The sequence below is a fragment of the Paramylibacter ulvae genome (genome assembly GCF_014652655.1).
GTDB classification, from domain to species: domain Bacteria; phylum Pseudomonadota; class Alphaproteobacteria; order Rhodobacterales; family Rhodobacteraceae; genus Amylibacter; species Amylibacter ulvae.
Genome location: NZ_BMZF01000001.1, coordinates 232,276 through 249,545, shown reverse-complemented (window position 1 = coordinate 249,545; position 17,270 = coordinate 232,276). Strand labels below are relative to the sequence as shown.

The window sequence follows — 17,270 nt, the reverse complement described above, 5'->3', positions numbered from 1 at the left end:
TTATAATACCTTTGGTGATAAGTGAAGCCAAATTTACGATGAAAATCGGTGCCATTGAATGCATTTTGTGCCATACAGCTGATAATATTGCAAAAATTGTTGGAAAACGCACTAGGCATAAAAATGACTCGACAAAAGGTATCATAAAGGTATTATTTTTGGAATAAGGAGATTCGATATTGCTGCCGCAAACTGAACAGATCGCAAATTCTGATATGACAATTGATGCTGTTGCGCCGCTGCGTGCCGTGAGCATCATGCTGGATGTTCAGCGCAAGGCGATTGATGCGGTAAACAATGCGATTGATGGCATTATTGATGCAAGCAACGCCGTTGCACAAACGGTCACCAATGGTGGCACCATTCATTATGTCGCCGCGGGCAGTTCGGGGTTAATGGCGCTGGCAGATGGGGCAGAATTACCGGGAACTTTTGGAATCGCGCAAAATCAAATTCGCATTCATATGGCAGGTGGTGTTCCAACGGATGGGCAAATGCCTGGGAATACCGAAGACGATATTTCCAACACCCACACCATCGTCGAAGCCATGCAATCAAACGATTGTGTGATCGCAATAAGTGCAAGTGGCACCACACCATTTGCTTATGACATCGCACAAGCGGCCCGTGCAAAAGGCATTAACGTTATCGCCATTGCAAACAACGCCGACACGGCATTGTTAAAAATCGCCGATGTTGCAATTTGTTTGAGCACCCCGCCAGAAGCACTCGCAGGATCAACGCGCATGGGGGCGGGAACCGCGCAAAAGGTTGCGCTTAATCTGATCTCAACACAGGCAGGGATTTTGCTTGGTCATGTCCACGATGGGCAGATGATCAATCTAATTGCGGATAATGCCAAGTTGCGCCAACGTGCGATCAACATTGTTGGTTCTATTGCGGATGTTTCAAATGAAACCGCTGCACTGGCTTTGCGCACCGCTGATGGAAACACCAAACACGCAATTCTAATTGCCAAAGGGTGCCCCGCATCCGAGGTTAACAAACTGCTTGCAACCTATGGCCCGCGAATGGGTGATTGTTTGCTGGCATTAAATGCTGCGAAAACCGCACAAACATAAGGGAGAATATCATGTTAAAACGTACAATTACCGGCGGATTGCTTGCCACCACTGTATTATGCACACATGCGATGGCACAGGATGTGACATTAACCATCGAAAGCTGGCGAAATGATGACCTTGCCATTTGGCAAGATCAAATCATTCCCGCGTTCGAAGCCGCAAATCCAGGCATTAAAATAAAATTCACCCCATCGGCACCTGCTGAATATAACGCCGTTCTGAATTCAAAATTGGATGCAGGATCTGCTGGCGATCTGGTAACATGTCGCCCGTTTGATGCATCACTTGCATTATATGACGCGGGGCAATTGGCAAACCTGTCTGATCTGGACGGGATGAAAAATTTCTCGGACGTGGCAAAATCTGGGTGGAGCACTGATGATGGTTCCGCAACATTCTGTGTGCCAATGGCATCTGTGATCCACGGCTTTATCTATAACAAAGATGCGTTTGCAGAGGTCGGTGTCGAAGTCCCAAGCACCGAAGCCGAATTTTTCGCAGCCTTGGACAAAATCAAAGAAGACGGCAATTACACCCCAATGGCAATGGGCACCAACGACCAATGGGAAGCGGCGACAATGGGGTACAACAATATTGGCCCAAACTATTGGAAAGGCGAAGAGGGCCGTCTTGCATTGATCAATGGTGAACAAAAGCTGACCGATCCACAATGGGTTGCACCGTTTAGCCAATTGGCAAAATGGGGTTCATATCTGGGCGATGGTTACGAGGCGCAAACATATCCAGACAGCCAGAACATTTTCACGCTGGGACGCGCGGCAATCTATCCAGCTGGTTCGTGGGAAATTTCAGGTTTCAATAATTTGGTCGATTTTGAAATGGGCGCATTTAACCCACCCGTACAGGCGGCTGGCGATACATGTTACATTTCCGATCACACCGATATTGCGATTGGGATGAATGCAAACACCGCCCATCCAGAGGAAACTAAAACATTCTTAAACTGGGTTGGCTCGGCAGAGTTTGCGAAAATCTATGCCAATGCGTTGCCGGGTTTCTTTTCCCTGTCGAACCACGAGGTCGGTATGGAAGACCCGCTTGCACAAGAATTCGTAAGCTGGCGTTCAAAATGTGAATCATCCATCCGATCCACATATCAAATCCTGTCACGCGGCACGCCAAATTTGGAAAACGAAACATGGAATGCATCCGTGGCAGTAATTCGTGGCAACGAAACACCAGAGGCCGCGGGCGAACGTTTACAAAAAGGATTAGCAAGCTGGTACGAACCGCAACAATAATTTCTTAAACACAACGGCTTGGGCGGTGTATTCGCCCAAGCCAAACAACAGGGGAACAGCATGAATACGACAAAAAAACCATCGCGTATCAAATGGCACATCTTGGTGTTTTTGGCACCCGCGGTGCTGGTTTACACCGCCGTGATGATTTATCCGCTGTTCAACACATTGCGCCTCTCACTTTATAGCGAGGTTGCTCAAACCCGCGAATTTGTTGGCCTTGCCAATTTCAAAACACTGTTTGGCGATGAAAATTGGTCGAAACAATTTTGGAATGCGCTTGGTAATAATTTCTGGTTCTTTATCATTCATATGCTTGTGCAAAACCCGATTGGTATTTTGCTTGCGGCAATCCTGTCGCATCCGAAATTACGTTTTGCCGGCTTTTATCGATCCGCCATTTTTATCCCCACAATCCTGTCATTTGTGATTGTTGGATTTGCGTGGAAATTGATCCTGTCACCGATTTGGGGCATCGCACCGGGAATGCTTGATGCGGTTGGATTAAAATCGCTTTATGCGCCGTGGTTGGGGCGCGAGGCATATGCGTTAACCACGTTATCGTTGGTATCCGTATGGCAATTTGTCGGTATCCCAATGATGTTGATCTATGCCGCGTTGCTCTCCATCCCAGAGGAAATCTTGGAAGCAGGGGAATGTGACGGCATCACGGGCGCGGCGGCATTTTGGAAAATCAAACTGCCCCTGATATTACCCAGCATCGGCATTATTTCGATCCTGACGTTCGTTGCCAATTTCAACGCATTCGATCTAATCTATGCCGCCCAAGGCGCGCTGGCGGGACCTGATTTTGCCACTGATATTTTGGGCACGTTTATGTACCGCACATTCTTTGGATTTCAATTGCAATTGGGCGATCCACATATGGGGTCCGCCATTGCATCCGCGATGTTCGCCATCATCCTGATTGGTGTGTGCATATATCTGTTCGCAATTCAAAGCCGCATGCGGCGCTATCAATTTTAGGGGTCGGTTATGAACAAAGCTCGCCATAACAAAACCAATGTCATTGCCGCACACGCCGCATTGATCGCTTATACTTTGATCGCGCTATTCCCTGTTTTTGTTATTGTTATCAATAGCTTTAAAACACGCCGTGCGATTTTTCGCGAACCGCTCGCATTACCAAATGCCGACACGTTCAGCATGGTTGGTTATGAAACCGTGTTAAAGCAGGGGGACTTTTTCCTCTATTTTCAAAACTCGATGATCGTCACAGTGGTGTCGCTGTTTTTCATCCTGCTATTTGGCGCGATGGCCGCTTTTGCCTTGGCTGAATACCGGTTCAAGGGGAATACCCTGATGGGGTTGTACCTTGCGCTTGGGATCATGATTCCGATCCGTATCGGCACAGTCGCGATTTTGGATATGATGGTGGCCACGGGATTGGTGAACACGTTATGGGCATTGATCTTGGTTTACACCGCCCAAGGTTTGCCGCTGGCGGTATTTATTCTCAGTGAATTTATGAAACAGGTTTCGGATGATTTGAAAAATGCAGGGCGCATTGATGGATTGTCCGAATATCGCATCTTTTTCAATCTTGTTTTGCCGCTGGTGCGCCCAGCAATGGCAACGGTGGCAGTGTTTAACATGATCCCGATTTGGAACGATCTGTGGTTCCCATTGATCCTTGCTCCCGCAGAAGAGGTGAAAACCCTAACCCTTGGCAGCCAAGTGTTCATCGGGCAATTCGTGACCGACTGGAATGCGGTATTATCTGCGCTTTCATTGGCGATCCTGCCTGTCATGGCGCTTTATGTTGTGTTTTCACGCCAACTTATCCGTGGCATCACATCAGGGGCAGTGAAATGATCCGCGCAATCGTGATCGGCCTTGGCAATATGGGGCAGAGCCATGCGCTCGCGCTGCATGGGCATAATGATGTAGAACTGATTGGGGTGGTCAACCGAAGCAAGGTTTCATTGCCCGATGCCCTTTCAGACGTACCGTTTTATTCCAATTTTCAAACCGCACTTGAAACATGCAAACCCGATCTGGTCTGTATCGCCAGTTATTCCGACAGCCATGCAGATTACGCTATCGCGGCGATGAATGCAGGTGCGGATGTGTTTGTCGAAAAACCGCTCGCCACATCCGTGATGGATGCAAAACGTGTTGTTGAAACAGCGTCCGCGTTGGGACGCAAATTGGTGGTAGGGTATATCCTGCGCCATCATCCAAGCTGGGTTGAATTGGTGGAACAGGCGCGCGCATTGGGCGGCCCATATGTATTTCGCATGAACCTGAACCAGCAATCATCGGGGGATACGTGGGATACGCACCGCGCATTGATGCAAACCACATCGCCCATCGTTGATTGCGGTGTGCATTACGTTGATGTGATGTGCCAGATTGCCAATGCAGATCCCATCAGCGTGCATGGCATTGGCCTGCGTTTGTCCGATGAAATTGCGCCTGACATGTATAACTATGGCCAGCTTCAGGTGCGTTTCGCCGATGGTTCCGTTGGGTGGTACGAAGCGGGGTGGGGACCGATGATGTCCAACACCGCCCATTTCGTCAAAGATATCGTTTCGCCAAATGGCGCGGTGTCGATTGTTGATAAATCGGACATTCATTCGGATGATGTCGAAGGGCATACACGCGTTGGTTCCATTCTTGTGCATCGCATGGATGGCGATGAAACAATCACCATGCCCGATGAACCAGGCCACCAAGAATTATGTGATCGCGAACAGGCGTTCGTGATTGATGCAATCCTAAACAATGTTGATTTGTCAGCGCATATGAACGATGCGGTGCAATCATTAAAAATATGTCTGGCAGCGGATGAAAGTATCCGTTCAGGAAAAATTATCCAGCTAGGAGACTTTGAATAATGCCCGCTCTTAAACTTGAAAATGTGTACAAATCTTTTGGCTCTGTCGAGGTGTTAAAAGACATTAACCTTACGGTCGAAGATGGTGATTTTGTCGTGTTCGTTGGCCCGTCGGGATGTGGTAAATCAACGTTGTTGCGCGTCATTGCAGGGTTAGAAGACGCAACAAAAGGCGACGTATTCATCGGCGGTGAACAGGTCAATGATATACCTCCATCGCGTCGCGGGATTGCTATGGTGTTTCAATCTTATGCTTTGTATCCGCATCTGAGCGTAAAGGCGAATATGTCGCTTGGATTAAAACAAGAAAAACAGCCCAAAGACCTGATTGAATCGCGTGTGCAAAAGGCGAGCGAAATTTTATCATTGAACGAATATCTGGATCGCCATCCGGCGGAATTGTCCGGCGGGCAACGCCAACGTGTTGCCATTGGGCGTGCGATTGTACGCGAACCAAAACTGTTTTTGTTTGATGAGCCATTATCCAATCTTGATGCCGCATTGCGCATGAACACGCGGATTGAGATCGCTGAACTCCATCGAACATTGAGCGCAAGCATGGTTTACGTTACCCACGATCAAACCGAGGCGATGACCTTGGCCGATAAAATCGTGGTGCTCCGCGATGGACGGATTGAACAAGTCGGAAGCCCGATGGAATTGTACAACAATCCAGCAAATCAATTCGTGGCGGGGTTCCTTGGTTCACCTGCAATGAACTTTCTAAAGAAAAAAGATGGGCAGGGCGGCACGATTGGCATCCGACCCGAACATTTGCGCGTCGCGAAAAAGGGTAAAATAAACGGGACAATTACACATATCGAAAACCTTGGCAGCGACACAAATTTACTGGTGCGCACGGATACGGGGGAACCGCTTACAATTCGTATGTTTGGCCAACACGTCATGGCCGTCGGAAATTCAATATCGTTAACCTATGATGATGAACAAGCGTTTGAATTTGACGCCAAGGGGCACCGGGTAAATTAGTAAAATCGATACTGGAAATTGACCTGTGCCGCACTTGATGGAAATAAGCGCTTAGCAACTTTACCAAACACCAAGGAACATACTCTTGTCATTTTGCCTATTTTCACAAGACAAAGGGTAGGGGTTTCGTGGAGGAAACGCCAGCATGTAGGCTTTGAACACTCGTGCTAGCCTCCACCATCGTTTCCACAATTCAGACGTCTAGTGATCACCACGCACTCTGGTTTGTTTTTCAACGCATTCTCATGTCAATGTGACGAACGACCAAAGGCAATTTCACGTTCAAGTTTTGGATCAAGTTGGTGCATGTCAGTTATGTACAAATATCCCATAATACATATTATGTTAATTTTGTATGTAACTGAGATACCAGTCTGCGTGCGTTTTGACCAGTAATAACGGGTTTTACGGTCTCTGGCGGTAATGTTTCTAATTCTGGGAATATCGCCAATACTTCTTTGCGACCACTGTCCGTCAAACTACGCATTGTTTCTGTACCCAGATACAACGTTTCCGCCTCTAATCCATGGACATACAACAATTGATGATCTTCCAGTAAGATATGAACATATGTGATCTGGCGTTGATCGGTCTTGATTTGAATACCATTCAGCGCGGTCAATTCTTTGGCTGCGATCAACACTTCGGATGCGCAGCATAATTTCTGAACAATTGGCCCTTTGATCAAAATGCGATGTTGCTGTGATACCAGTAGCGTTTTGTTGGGTTTGTTTTTACCCAAGGCATGGCGTTTAATTTCAACGGGAAAATCACGCGCATTTGTATTGGGCTTCGTGAGGTTCAGACGTTTTTTACCAATCCATCGGATCGGCAAATCGTCGTGTTCGACGGTTGTTACCAAATCGCCAGCACGCAACGTGCCGATACGTTTATCACCATCTGGTGTTTGAACGAAACTTCGCCCAGCGTAACAAACGAAATTCATCGCACCGGGTGTTGAATCGACGTTGTTTACGAATATATCTTCACCGTCACCTGATCGTTGGATTGAAAATCCGTCAATATCCGAGCCGAAATCTTCGCCACTCCCAACCAAACTTGCGGTTGATGAAAAGCCTGTATAATCGGTCTCTGGCGTGTCCAGCGCATCGCCATTGAACGTCGCCACAACGTATTCATCCGCATCAGGATCGTACAATACAATGTTGTCGCCGCCATTGTTTATAACGTTTTGGCCAATATTCGCATCAAACGCGAGATCATTTGGACCACCCGTTGCAGGCAAGGAATCCGCGTTACGTATAACCAATGCCCTTGCATCTGGTTCCAATATGGTGCCATCGGGAAATGTAAACCAATTGCCCCGCCCCGCGTCCCACAATTCCAGCCCACCAATGTCGATTGGCGCATCCGACGCGTTGTAAAATTCTACGAATTCATCGGTACCATTTGCAGCGCCATTGCCGTCGGTGTCTGTGCTTCCTGTTGATCCTGTTGGGTCAACCAAGAATTCGTTAATAACAATGCCACCTCGTAATGCGTCCGCCACAGCCAACCTTTTTGTTTGATCACGCGGACAGAATTACCCGCATAGGTTAAATTCATATTATTATTCGTATTTGAATTTACAATAGCATGGCGGTGTTTGGGCGCAAACTGCTAGGCGGTTAATATCCCTAAGATAGCTGTTTGTTTGGTGCGATATCGCGGATATCGATGACTAATTCAATGATTCCACCGTGACCTTTAACAGATTGAAAAGCTTCTATAAATTCATCGGTTTTTGTGACATGATGATAGTCAAAACCATATGCGCGGCTGATATCCTCAAAGCATGGGTTCAACAGTTCTGTACCGCTGATACGATCGGCGTATTTGCCTTCTTGGTGCATGCGGATCGTGCCATAGCTGCCGTTGTTAAAGATAATCACAATGGGCCGCAGGTCGTTTTGCATGGCTGTGCCCAGCTCATTACAATTCATCTGAAAATCACCATCACCTGCAAAACAGACAACTTGGCGTTCTGGATGAATGGATTTCATCGCAATCGCGGCGGGCAACCCTGCCCCCATTGCCCCTGACTGCGGTGCGATCAGGCGACGGTTATTGTTATAATTCAGATACTTACTGTGCCAAATTGCGAAATTACCAGCGCCGTTGGTCATGATCGCATCATCATCTAATATATCGTTTAGCGCGTCACATATTAGCGCAGGATTAACGGCACCGAGCGTGTCGGGCAATTTGCGCGCATCGATGAAACCCGTGTGGCATTCATCCATCCAATCAGACCAATTGCATTTGATATTCTGATCAGCCAGCATGGAAACCAACGTATTGGGACATGAGTTTATATGCGTATCACACTGATAAACCTTACCTAATTCGCTTTGAGATATATGGGTGTGGATGATTTTTTGCGCGGGCGTTGGCATGTCAAACAATTCCCAGCCATCTGTCACAACCTCGCCAAAACGTTGGTTTATAACCAAGATCAGATCTGATCCATTGATGGCATCTTTCATCGCCACGCTTTTGCCAAATGATGCGTCGCCGATATATTGTGGTGATGTTGTCTCCATCAAATCTTGGTTGCGAAAACCGCAGATAACTGGAATCTTTGCGCTTTGTGCAAATCGCAGAAGATCGCGGCGGCCATCGGCATTCCACCCACCGCCACCAACCATTATCAAGGGTCGTTTGGCGTTTTGTAATGCCTTTGAAATTTGGCCAATCTCCGCGCTTGATGCGTTTGGTTTTGCGATATTAACCGCGGGCGTCGGGGTCCTGTTGGTTTGCTCACGCAACATATCTTCTGGCAATGCTATGACAACGGGGCCTGGGCGGCCAGACATTGCGGTGCTGTAGGCGCGCGCGATAATTTCGGGAATGCGATCAGGATCATCAATTTCCGTAACCCATTTGGCGATGGGGCCGAAAAACGCGCGGTAATCAATTTCTTGAAACGCTTCGCGATCCCGCATCTCGCGTCCAATTTGACCGATAAACAGGATCATCGGGCTGGAATCTTGCATGGCGGTATGCACGCCAATGCTTGCATTCGTTGCACCAGGTCCTCGCGTGACAAAACAAATGCCCGGTTGGCCCGTCAGCTTACCATAAGCCTCTGCCATAAATGCCGCCCCACCCTCGTGACGGGTGGTGATAAAACGCAGCAGATCGGTATGATCGTAAAGCGCATCAAGAACCGACAGATAGCTTTCCCCAGGGACACCGTAAATAATATCGGATTTTTGCGCGATAAGGCATTTCACCAAAAGTTCAGCAGCAGTTTGCATGTTGATTCCCATTTTTCCATCACGCAATCATTTTTGGAACCGCCGCGCAAGCGGTTACAACCAATTGACCTTAGGGAAGGTAATTGCACATAAGTGTGCGGTTTGTCACTTATTGTGCGGCGCAAAACCGATAGCACTACGCCCAGAGGGACACAGAGCACACGGCTTTCCTAGGGCCTAACCAATTCCTCTTTCTGCGTGGGATCGTGACACTCCCGGTTCAATGATCCCACGCAACATATTTTAAGTTTTTTTTATTCGCCAGCGTGTGGCACAAAACAAATTTTTCATAAAAAAAGCCCAGCGTAATGCTGGGCTTAATTTTTTGATTCCAACGTTGGGGTATTAGCCACCCATTGTTTTTGCAACTTCTGCTGCGAAATCTTCTTCTACTTTTTCGATGCCTTCGCCTACTTCTAGGCGTACAAATGATACGATTTCCGCTCCCGCATCTTTGGCTGCTTGGCCAACAGTCACATCGGGGTTCATTACGAATGCTTGGTTAACCAAGGTCACTTCGGAATAGAATTTCTTAATACGGCCTTTGATCATGTTTTCGATGATATTGTCAGGCTTACCAGATTCACGTGCTTGTTCAGTCAAAACTGTTTTTTCACGCTCGATCACAGCTGGATCAAGATCTTCTTCGGACAATGATGCTGGGTTTGTCGCCGCTACGTGCATTGCGATTTGTTTCGCAGTTGCTTCGTCGCCGCCCTTGAGCGCAACCAATACGCCGATTTTGCCCAAACCGTCTGCCGCTGCTGTGTGGATGTATGACCCCACAACATCGCCAGTAACCTTGGCCATACGACGCACGGCCATGTTTTCACCGATTGTTGCAATCGCATCTGTGACTGTTTCTTCCACAGTTTTTCCGTTTACGTCCGCTGATTTCAACGCATCAACGTCGTCAACATTTACCGCCGCAGCAACAATGCCGTTAACCATTTTTTGGAAGTCAGCATTTTTGCCAACGAAGTCAGTTTCAGAGTTCACCTCAACCGCAACGCCAACGCCGCCTTCTACTTTTACGCCAACCAAACCTTCGGCAGCAGTACGACCCGATTTTTTCGCAGCTTTTGCCAAACCTTTGGTACGCAGCCAATCCATGGATGCTTCGACGTCACCATCGTTTTTAACAAGCGCTTTTTTCGCGTCCATCATGCCAGCACCTGACAGTTCACGCAGTTCTTTTACCAATGCAGCTGTAATCGCCATTGTATTCTCCAATTCGTTCGGAATTGAGGGGGCTATAGCGCCCCCTGATGTCAGTAATATGACAGCTTAACCAGCCATCAATTCTTTTGCTTGGCCGATCCAATCGTCGCGCTCAATGCGGCCTTTGAATGACAAGTTGTCATCAACCCACATGATTTCGTCGTTTGACCATGATGCCACTTGTGCAAATTGGTAGATGCCCAATTTGTTCATTGTTTCTTCTAGTTTCGGACCAACGCCAGAGATTTTTTTCAAATCATCTTTGTCTGCTGGTGCATCTGTGAACAATTGTGGTTTTGTACCAGCGCTTTCGATTGCTTCTTCCGCTGGTTTTTCAACCTTTTTCGCGGCTTTCTTTTCAACCTTAACTGCGGGTGCTTCTTCTACGATTTCTTCTACTGGTGCATCTTCCAATGCGCCAACGTCGATACCTGCAGAACCCATTTGTGATGCCATGCCGTCCAATGCCGCACGTGCGATCAAATCACAGTACAGGCCAATGGCGCGCGCTGCGTCATCGTTGCCAGGGATTGGGTAATCAATGCCATCTGGTGCAGAGTTAGAGTCAACAACAGCAATCACTGGGATGCCCAATTTTTTCGCTTCTGCCACAGCCAAAGATTCTTTGTTTGTGTCGATCACGAAGATCAAATCAGGGGTGCCGCCCATTTCGCGGATACCGCCCAATGACGCTTGCAATTTCGTTTGTTCACGTTCCATGCCCAAACGTTCTTTTTTCGTAAGACCATCCGCGCCGTTTTCCAATTTCTCATCGATTTGTTTCAAACGAGAGATAGAATTAGAAACTGTTTTCCAGTTTGTCAGCGTGCCACCCAACCAACGGTGGTTCATGTAATATTGTGCTGAACGCTCAGCCGCGTCTGCAACTGCTTTGGCCGCTTGGCGTTTTGTACCAACGAACAAAATTGAACCGCCTTTGGCAACAGTTTGCTGAACAGCGATCAACGCTTGGTCCAACAATGGAACTGTTTGTGTAAGGTCCATGATGTGGATGCCATTACGTGAACCATAGATAAACTGGTCCATGCGTGGGTTCCAACGATGTGTTTGGTGGCCAAAATGTACGCCTGCTTCAAGCAATTGACGCAATGAAAACTCTGGTAGAGCCATTGTATACTTCCTTTTCCGGTTTTGCCTCAGCGGGGTCGAAGGGCATTATGCCCAACCGGTGGAGTATCAGGGATTTCTCCCCCAACACCCGCAAGCCCCGCCTGTGGATTTATTCGCGCCGTTTATGCCAAGAATTTGATATGTTCAAGCCCTTTATTGAACAATCGGATATTTTCCACTCGTCACACTGCTGGGGCAATCATTGTTGAAAATGTCAAAGGGATGCGAATGTCTGGTCGTATTGTTGGATTTCGCGGTGATCGTTTGGGTGCACGTTTAAACGCAATTGTAAACGCCAAACGGATTGCCAACACCTATGCCCTGCCCTTTGTTATGCATTGGCAAATACGCGAAAGCCCCAGCGCGATTTTACAAAGCTGTATTGCAAGGAAAAATGAAAGGCAATTTTGGTCCCGCAATTTAGCGCATTCATCGGGCTTGCCACAAATTTTGGCAAAGCAAATCTATTATCCCATTTAGATGTTTTGAATGAAACACAACTGAACGATGCGCATAACACGATTTATCGTGACGTGTTGAATGGTTCTGATGGATTTTGGGGTAATGCAACGAATATTCAGTAGCCTTGGAAAAAATAGATGCGGCAATAACATTAAACGCGGCCCCCAAACATTTTCACAAGTTAAAAAAGAAGATATTGCAATTGCAAAACGCGACACAATAAATAACAGTGCGCGTGAAACTTTAACGAAATATATAATTCCCAATGGCAAAACGAAAACCTATCAAACCGCCCCGCCCCAAACGCGCGGGTATTTTTGCGCGATTACGTAATAACTTTCTAACTGGTTTGGTTGTGGTGCTGCCTGTGGCGCTCACAATTTACTTGTTGTGGACATTCGTTGGGTTCGTGGACAACCGTGTTTTGCCGTTGGTGCCAGAGGCGTATAATCCTGCAACATACACGGATGCCAATGTCCGTGGGTACGGATTGTTTGTATTCCTGATCTTCACCACATTTGTCGGCGCTCTGGCCAAAGGGATCTTTGGACGTCAATTGTTGCGCTTTGGTGAAAGTTTGGTTGATCGCGTGCCCGTTGTGCGATCCATTTATAACGGTGTGAAACAGATCGTTGAAACCGTAACCAGTTCGTCAAATTCCAGCTTTGACAAGGCATGTTTGGTTGAATACCCACGCAAAGGTATCTGGGCGATCGCATTTATTTCCACCGAAAGTTCAGGCGAAATCCTGACCAAAACAGGCCAAGACGCGATGATGAGCGTGTTTTTACCCACCACACCAAACCCGACATCTGGTTTTTTGCTCTTTGTTCCAAAATCCGATGTTGTTATTTTGGATATGGATGTAGAGGCCGCCGCGAAATTGGTGATCTCTGCGGGGCTTGTCATGCCACCCAAAGAGGGTGAAATCAAAAACGGTTCTGCCAAATCCGCGCGCACAGTATCCAAAAAAGCGCCCGTAAAATGATTGCTGCGGGGTTAACGGGGTTTTCGACCTCTATTTCCCTGATCCTTGCGATCGGGGCGCAAAATACGCTGGTGCTTCGTCAAGGCTTGGCGCGCGCGCATGTTTTACCCGTCGTTTTGTTTTGTGCCATCTCTGATGCGGTTCTGATTGCACTGGGGGTGGCTGGGTTTTCGGCGATCGTGGATCAATACCCGTCCTTGCCAAAAATAATGGCATGGGGTGGCGCAATATTTTTGTTTGTTTACGGGGCGATGCGTCTTTATGCGGCGGCAACCTCGAGTTATGCCAATGAAATGGCGGGGCGATCCCTGCCCTTGCGCCAAGTCTTATTCACGCTCGCTGGTGTAACGTGGTTAAATCCGCATGTATATTTGGATACGCTCGCGCTGATCGGTGCGATTTCAACGAAATTTCCTGCGATGGATGCAAAGTTAAGCTTTGCATTTGGTGCGGTATTGGCCTCATTCGTGTTCTTTTTTGCGCTTGGGTACGGCGCGAAATATCTGGCACCATTCATGCGTTCACCGCGCACGTGGCGCATATTGGATATCGGCATTGCAATCGTGATGTTTGCAATTGCAATTATGTTAATCATAAAATAACGCCAAGGCGATTAACCTTGGCGTTTTCAATCGGTTATCGGTTATTCTTCAACCCACCAAACCTCTGGCAAGAACCCCTGCCAATCGCCATACATTGGCAATCGTTTTGGGTATTTTAGCTCTTTTTGATGCGCGATACGGGATTCTTTGGAATACCATAACGGGATCATATATCGCCCCGCGGTTAAAATACGATCAAGCGCCTTTACCCCTGCCACAAAATCATCTTGGTTTTCTGCGGTCAAAAACGATTCAATCATTGCCTCTGCAGCCGGGCTATCCATCCCCATGAAATTGCGGGTTCCCTGCTCGGTCACGCCATCGCGCCCCCAATACAGTTTTTGTTCATTGCCCGGTGACAGCGACAGATAATAGAAATTGTAAATCATGTCATAGTCATAGGCATTGCGCCGTTCGTTATATTGCGCATCATCAATGGATGAAATGGTGGCGCTAATCCCCAACCGTTTCAGCGCATCAAGATAGATATTCACGATACCTTCGGTTTGAATGCCGCCAACCGTACCGCCATTTTTCAACAAGATATCAAATGTGAGCGGATTACCTGCGGCGTTTTTTAGAATACCGTCTTGAATGGTCCAACCCGCGGCTTCTAGCTGTTGTTTTGCAACGCGCAGATTTTTGCGGTTCCGCTCACCACCTTGGGCGACAGGTAATTCATAACCTTCTATGGTTCCTGGCACTAATTCTGCCTTGTACGGCTCCAACAGATCCAACACCTTTCCCGTTGCAGTACCGTGATCCATGCCCAAAACTGAATTGGAGAAAAACGATGTTGATCGTGGTTCAACCCCACCATTTGTGGCCTGATTGATGAATTCGAAATTAAACGCATGAATCAATGCATCGCGCACACGCCAATCTTTGAAAATATCGCGGCGTGTATTCATCACGAATCCTTTGGCACCCGATGGGCGTGCGTGTGGAATGGTGGATTTTACAACATCCCCCGATGTCACCGCAGGAAAATCATAGCGTGTTTCCCAGCGCCCCGCGTTACCCTCGCGATACCAAGATGCGGCACCTGATTTAAACGCCTCGAATATCACATCGCCGTCTTGGTAAAATTCGTATCGCAATTCATCCGCGTTATTTTGCCCCTTGTTAAACGGTAAATCTTTGCCCCAATAATCTGGATTACGCTTGAATGTGATAAAACGATTTGCCTCAAACTTATCAACGACATAGGCACCTGAACCGTGGAATTTATCAAGGCTGCTTTCATCAAATGCACGCCCTTCCCAATCCGCCTTTCTTAAAATCGGGCGCAGCCCTAATATAAGCGGTGCTTCGAAATCGACGGTGTTAAATGTAAAACGCACTGAATGTTCACCAGTTTGTTCCGCCTTTTCCACCTTTTGCCAAGATGATTGATAGCGCGGGTGGCCGATTGTGCCCATGGTTTCAAACGACCAAAGCACATCCTCCACCGTTACGGGTGATCCGTCGGAAAATTTGGCATCCTTGTTTAGGGTGAATTCAACCCATTCACGGTTTGGCCCCGTTTCCACACTCTCGGCTAACAGACCATATAAAGTGAAGGGTTCGTCATAACTTCGGCCAAGCAGGCTTTCGACAGTATGTGCACGCACGCCCCATGGTGCGCGGCCCTTCAGGATATATGGATTAAGCGAATCGAATCCGCCCTTATCGCCAAAAACGATTCGCCCACCCTTGGGCGCATTTGGGTTTACATAGGGTAGCGACACAAAATCTTGTGGTAATGCGGGTTCCCCATACATAGCGATACCATGTTTTGGTTCCGCCTGCGCCAAGGTGCCAATGAGCATCGCAGTTGTCGTTACAAGGGCGAGTCGCCCCATATCCATCATTCTTCGTGTCATCTACGCAACATCCCTGTATTGAATCGCTCGTTTTTGGGTCGATAATAGGCATGAAACAAAATTGTTCAATTTTTTCCTTGGCCTAAGGCGGGGCGTCGCCTATAAATATTGCACTGCTCGATAGGTTTCTTGCCTGTATGAAACCTGCCTCAATACTTGACGCCCTCTTCGTGAGGGCGTTTTTTTTGGCTTCATTGCAATGCTGGCTTAGGTAAGCGTCGTAACCCACAAGATCACCGCATCCTCTTGAGACGTCGAAATCACATTATGCCCCATCGCGGCGTCATAATACGCACTATCGCCACGACGCATTTCAACGGGTTCGTAATGCTCGGTGTAAAATTGAATGATACCAGACAGAACATACAAAAATTCTTCGCCGTCATGGCGCACCCAACCGTCAAATTCATCAACGCTACGGGCACGTACACGGGCGCGATACGGCAACATGCTTTTCTGTGTCATACTGGCGGCCAACATTTCATGTTCGTAAGTTGGCGTTAAATGCGGCTTACCTTCGCCGAACTTGGTGATCGCCATACGCGCCATCACCTGATCGGTCTTGGGGGCGGTAAATAATTGTGGAACTGAAATATCCAACCCTTCGGCCAGCTTTTTCACCGCTTCAAATGTTGGGGACATTTGTTCGTTTTCGATTTTTGACAATGTGGATCGTGCCAAACCAGCCTGTTGTGCCGCCTGCTCCAGCGTCCAATTTTTTGCTTTGCGCAATTCACGTACGCGCGCGCCAAGATTTAGAGGTTCAAGCGGTTCCGCTTTCTTACCATCTGCACGGGCGATTTTGATGATGCTGGCTTTGTCATGTTCTGTCATGAATGTGATATAGACCGCGCAAATCTTGGTTGCAACTTGCATTAAGATCACGCAAACCATGCTCATGACCAAAATTGATATTATATCCGACCCTATCTGCCCGTGGTGTTACATCGGCAAAACCCGACTTGACCGCGCACTAGAGGCGAACCCCGAAACTAATGTTGTGATTGAATGGCATCCGTTTCAGCTTAACCCTGATATGCCAAGCGATGGTATGGATCGTCGTGAATATCTCGAAACCAAATTTGGCGGCAAAGAAGGCGCCATTCGCGTGTATTCGCAGATTGAACAAACTGCGATTGAAACTGGGTTGGATATCAATTTTGCGGGCATTAAACGCACGCCCAACACCATCAATGCGCACCGTTTGATCCATTGGGCGGGGATCGAGGGCAAACAAAACGCCGTCGTTGATCGCCTGTTCAAAGCGTATTTCAAAGAAGGTCGCGATATTTCCGATGTTTCCGTTTTAGTGCGGATCGCATCGGGCGTTGGAATGGATGGCGAGGCCGTGCGGACATTATTGGCCAGTGACGCAGATGCCGAAGACATTCGCAATCGCGATAAACATGCGCGTCAACGCGGCGTGACTGGTGTGCCCTGTTTTATCGTGGCTGACACCTATGTCGTGAACGGTGCGCAACCCATTGAGATGTGGGACCAAGCGATCAAAGAAATTTCTGACAAGAACAAGAGCCACTAAC

16 protein-coding genes and 1 pseudogene are annotated in these 17,270 nt (G+C 47.8%); 10 read left to right on the top strand and 7 right to left on the bottom strand.

The genetic code is table 11. The annotated features are described in order from the left end of the window. Window positions 1-179: 179 nt before the first annotated feature. From IE094_RS01270 to IE094_RS01245, 6 genes are read left to right on the top strand one after another with little or no spacing between them, the layout of a single operon-like run. The gene (locus IE094_RS01270; protein ID WP_229801954.1) at window positions 180-1,082 is read left to right on the top strand and encodes an N-acetylmuramic acid 6-phosphate etherase; all 903 of its coding nucleotides are present in this window, start codon (window positions 180-182) and stop codon (window positions 1,080-1,082) included. Window positions 1,083-1,093: 11 nt separating this feature from the next. Next, entirely contained in the window at window positions 1,094-2,347 is a 1,254-nt protein-coding gene (locus IE094_RS01265; RefSeq protein ID WP_189638754.1) for an ABC transporter substrate-binding protein, read from the top strand. Between the two features lie 60 nt (window positions 2,348-2,407). Beyond that, window positions 2,408-3,334: a carbohydrate ABC transporter permease gene (locus IE094_RS01260; RefSeq protein WP_189638753.1), complete on the top strand. Its 927-nt coding sequence runs from the start codon at window positions 2,408-2,410 to the stop codon at window positions 3,332-3,334. Window positions 3,335-3,343: 9 nt separating this feature from the next. Beyond that, window positions 3,344-4,183: a carbohydrate ABC transporter permease gene (locus IE094_RS01255; protein ID WP_099593367.1), complete on the top strand. Its 840-nt coding sequence runs from the start codon at window positions 3,344-3,346 to the stop codon at window positions 4,181-4,183. Further along, window positions 4,180-5,211, top strand: a complete 1,032-nt coding sequence (locus IE094_RS01250) for a Gfo/Idh/MocA family protein (RefSeq protein WP_189638752.1) — start codon at window positions 4,180-4,182, stop codon at window positions 5,209-5,211. The genes IE094_RS01255 and IE094_RS01250 overlap by 4 nt, the downstream gene beginning before the upstream one ends. Next, window positions 5,211-6,200, top strand: coding sequence for an ABC transporter ATP-binding protein (locus tag IE094_RS01245; RefSeq protein ID WP_189638751.1), 990 nt, complete (start codon window positions 5,211-5,213; stop codon window positions 6,198-6,200). Before IE094_RS01250 ends, IE094_RS01245 begins: the two co-directional genes overlap by 1 nt. Window positions 6,201-6,540: 340 nt before the next feature. Here the strand turns inward: IE094_RS01245 and IE094_RS01240 are convergent, their stop codons facing one another. The 5 genes and pseudogenes from IE094_RS01240 to rpsB all read right to left on the bottom strand — a co-directional run. Continuing rightward, window positions 6,541-7,710: a Hint domain-containing protein gene (locus IE094_RS01240; protein ID WP_189638750.1), complete on the bottom strand. Its 1,170-nt coding sequence runs from the start codon at window positions 7,708-7,710 to the stop codon at window positions 6,541-6,543. A 127-nt stretch (window positions 7,711-7,837) separates the two neighbouring features. Next, window positions 7,838-9,460: a thiamine pyrophosphate-dependent enzyme gene (locus IE094_RS01235; RefSeq protein ID WP_229801953.1), complete on the bottom strand. Its 1,623-nt coding sequence runs from the start codon at window positions 9,458-9,460 to the stop codon at window positions 7,838-7,840. 345 nt (window positions 9,461-9,805) lie between these two features. Beyond that, complete coding sequence (gene tsf / locus IE094_RS01230; RefSeq protein WP_189638749.1) at window positions 9,806-10,681, bottom strand: translation elongation factor Ts; 876 nt, start codon at window positions 10,679-10,681, stop codon at window positions 9,806-9,808. Between the two features lie 66 nt (window positions 10,682-10,747). After that, window positions 10,748-10,936 (bottom strand): helix-hairpin-helix domain-containing protein, encoded by a 189-nt coding sequence (locus tag IE094_RS15650; protein WP_505851490.1) that lies wholly within the window; start codon window positions 10,934-10,936, stop codon window positions 10,748-10,750. A gap of 108 nt (window positions 10,937-11,044) precedes the next feature. Beyond that, window positions 11,045-11,812 (bottom strand): annotated as a pseudogene (gene rpsB / locus IE094_RS01225) (30S ribosomal protein S2); the annotation flags it as partial. Between the two features lie 407 nt (window positions 11,813-12,219). Here rpsB and IE094_RS15500 point away from each other — a divergent pair. From IE094_RS15500 to IE094_RS01215, 3 genes are all read left to right on the top strand, one after another. After that, on the top strand, window positions 12,220-12,396 hold the full coding sequence (locus IE094_RS15500; protein WP_229801952.1) for a hypothetical protein: 177 nt from the start codon (window positions 12,220-12,222) through the stop codon (window positions 12,394-12,396). A 143-nt stretch (window positions 12,397-12,539) separates the two neighbouring features. Continuing rightward, window positions 12,540-13,262 (top strand): DUF502 domain-containing protein, encoded by a 723-nt coding sequence (locus IE094_RS01220; RefSeq protein ID WP_189638747.1) that lies wholly within the window; start codon window positions 12,540-12,542, stop codon window positions 13,260-13,262. Continuing rightward, complete coding sequence (locus IE094_RS01215) at window positions 13,259-13,864, top strand: LysE/ArgO family amino acid transporter (RefSeq protein WP_189638746.1); 606 nt, start codon at window positions 13,259-13,261, stop codon at window positions 13,862-13,864. Before IE094_RS01220 ends, IE094_RS01215 begins: the two co-directional genes overlap by 4 nt. A 41-nt stretch (window positions 13,865-13,905) precedes the next feature. On the opposite strand, the gene IE094_RS01210 is transcribed toward IE094_RS01215, so the two are convergent. Both IE094_RS01210 and IE094_RS01205 read right to left on the bottom strand, forming a co-directional pair. After that, window positions 13,906-15,729 (bottom strand): extracellular solute-binding protein, encoded by a 1,824-nt coding sequence (locus IE094_RS01210; RefSeq protein WP_229801951.1) that lies wholly within the window; start codon window positions 15,727-15,729, stop codon window positions 13,906-13,908. Between the two features lie 207 nt (window positions 15,730-15,936). Continuing rightward, window positions 15,937-16,563 carry a helix-turn-helix domain-containing protein gene (locus IE094_RS01205; protein WP_189639405.1) on the bottom strand — a complete coding sequence of 209 codons (627 nt, stop codon included), beginning with the start codon at window positions 16,561-16,563 and terminating at the stop codon, window positions 15,937-15,939. 64 nt (window positions 16,564-16,627) lie between these two features. Between IE094_RS01205 and IE094_RS01200 the strand changes: the two genes are divergently transcribed. After that, a complete protein-coding gene (locus IE094_RS01200) occupies window positions 16,628-17,269 on the top strand; it encodes a DsbA family oxidoreductase (protein WP_189638745.1) in 642 nt (213 codons plus the stop codon). The last annotated feature ends 1 nt before the right edge of the window (window position 17,270 follow it).

Bases quoted from the DNA above. Each gene is read 5' to 3' on its own strand.
- IE094_RS01265 (WP_189638754.1), top strand. From the start codon at position 1,094: ATGTTAAAACGTACAATTACCGGCGGATTGCTTGCCACCACTGTATTA.
- IE094_RS01260 (WP_189638753.1), top strand. From the start codon at position 2,408: ATGAATACGACAAAAAAACCATCGCGTATCAAATGGCACATCTTGGTG.
- IE094_RS01255 (WP_099593367.1), top strand. From the start codon at position 3,344: ATGAACAAAGCTCGCCATAACAAAACCAATGTCATTGCCGCACACGCC.
- IE094_RS01250 (WP_189638752.1), top strand. From the start codon at position 4,180: ATGATCCGCGCAATCGTGATCGGCCTTGGCAATATGGGGCAGAGCCAT.
- IE094_RS01245 (WP_189638751.1), top strand. From the start codon at position 5,211: ATGCCCGCTCTTAAACTTGAAAATGTGTACAAATCTTTTGGCTCTGTC.
- IE094_RS01235 (WP_229801953.1), bottom strand. From the start codon at position 9,460: ATGCAAACTGCTGCTGAACTTTTGGTGAAATGCCTTATCGCGCAAAAA.
- tsf (WP_189638749.1), bottom strand. From the start codon at position 10,681: ATGGCGATTACAGCTGCATTGGTAAAAGAACTGCGTGAACTGTCAGGT.
- IE094_RS01220 (WP_189638747.1), top strand. From the start codon at position 12,540: ATGGCAAAACGAAAACCTATCAAACCGCCCCGCCCCAAACGCGCGGGT.
- IE094_RS01215 (WP_189638746.1), top strand. From the start codon at position 13,259: ATGATTGCTGCGGGGTTAACGGGGTTTTCGACCTCTATTTCCCTGATC.
- IE094_RS01210 (WP_229801951.1), bottom strand. From the start codon at position 15,729: ATGACACGAAGAATGATGGATATGGGGCGACTCGCCCTTGTAACGACA.
- IE094_RS01205 (WP_189639405.1), bottom strand. From the start codon at position 16,563: ATGACAGAACATGACAAAGCCAGCATCATCAAAATCGCCCGTGCAGAT.
- IE094_RS01200 (WP_189638745.1), top strand. From the start codon at position 16,628: ATGACCAAAATTGATATTATATCCGACCCTATCTGCCCGTGGTGTTAC.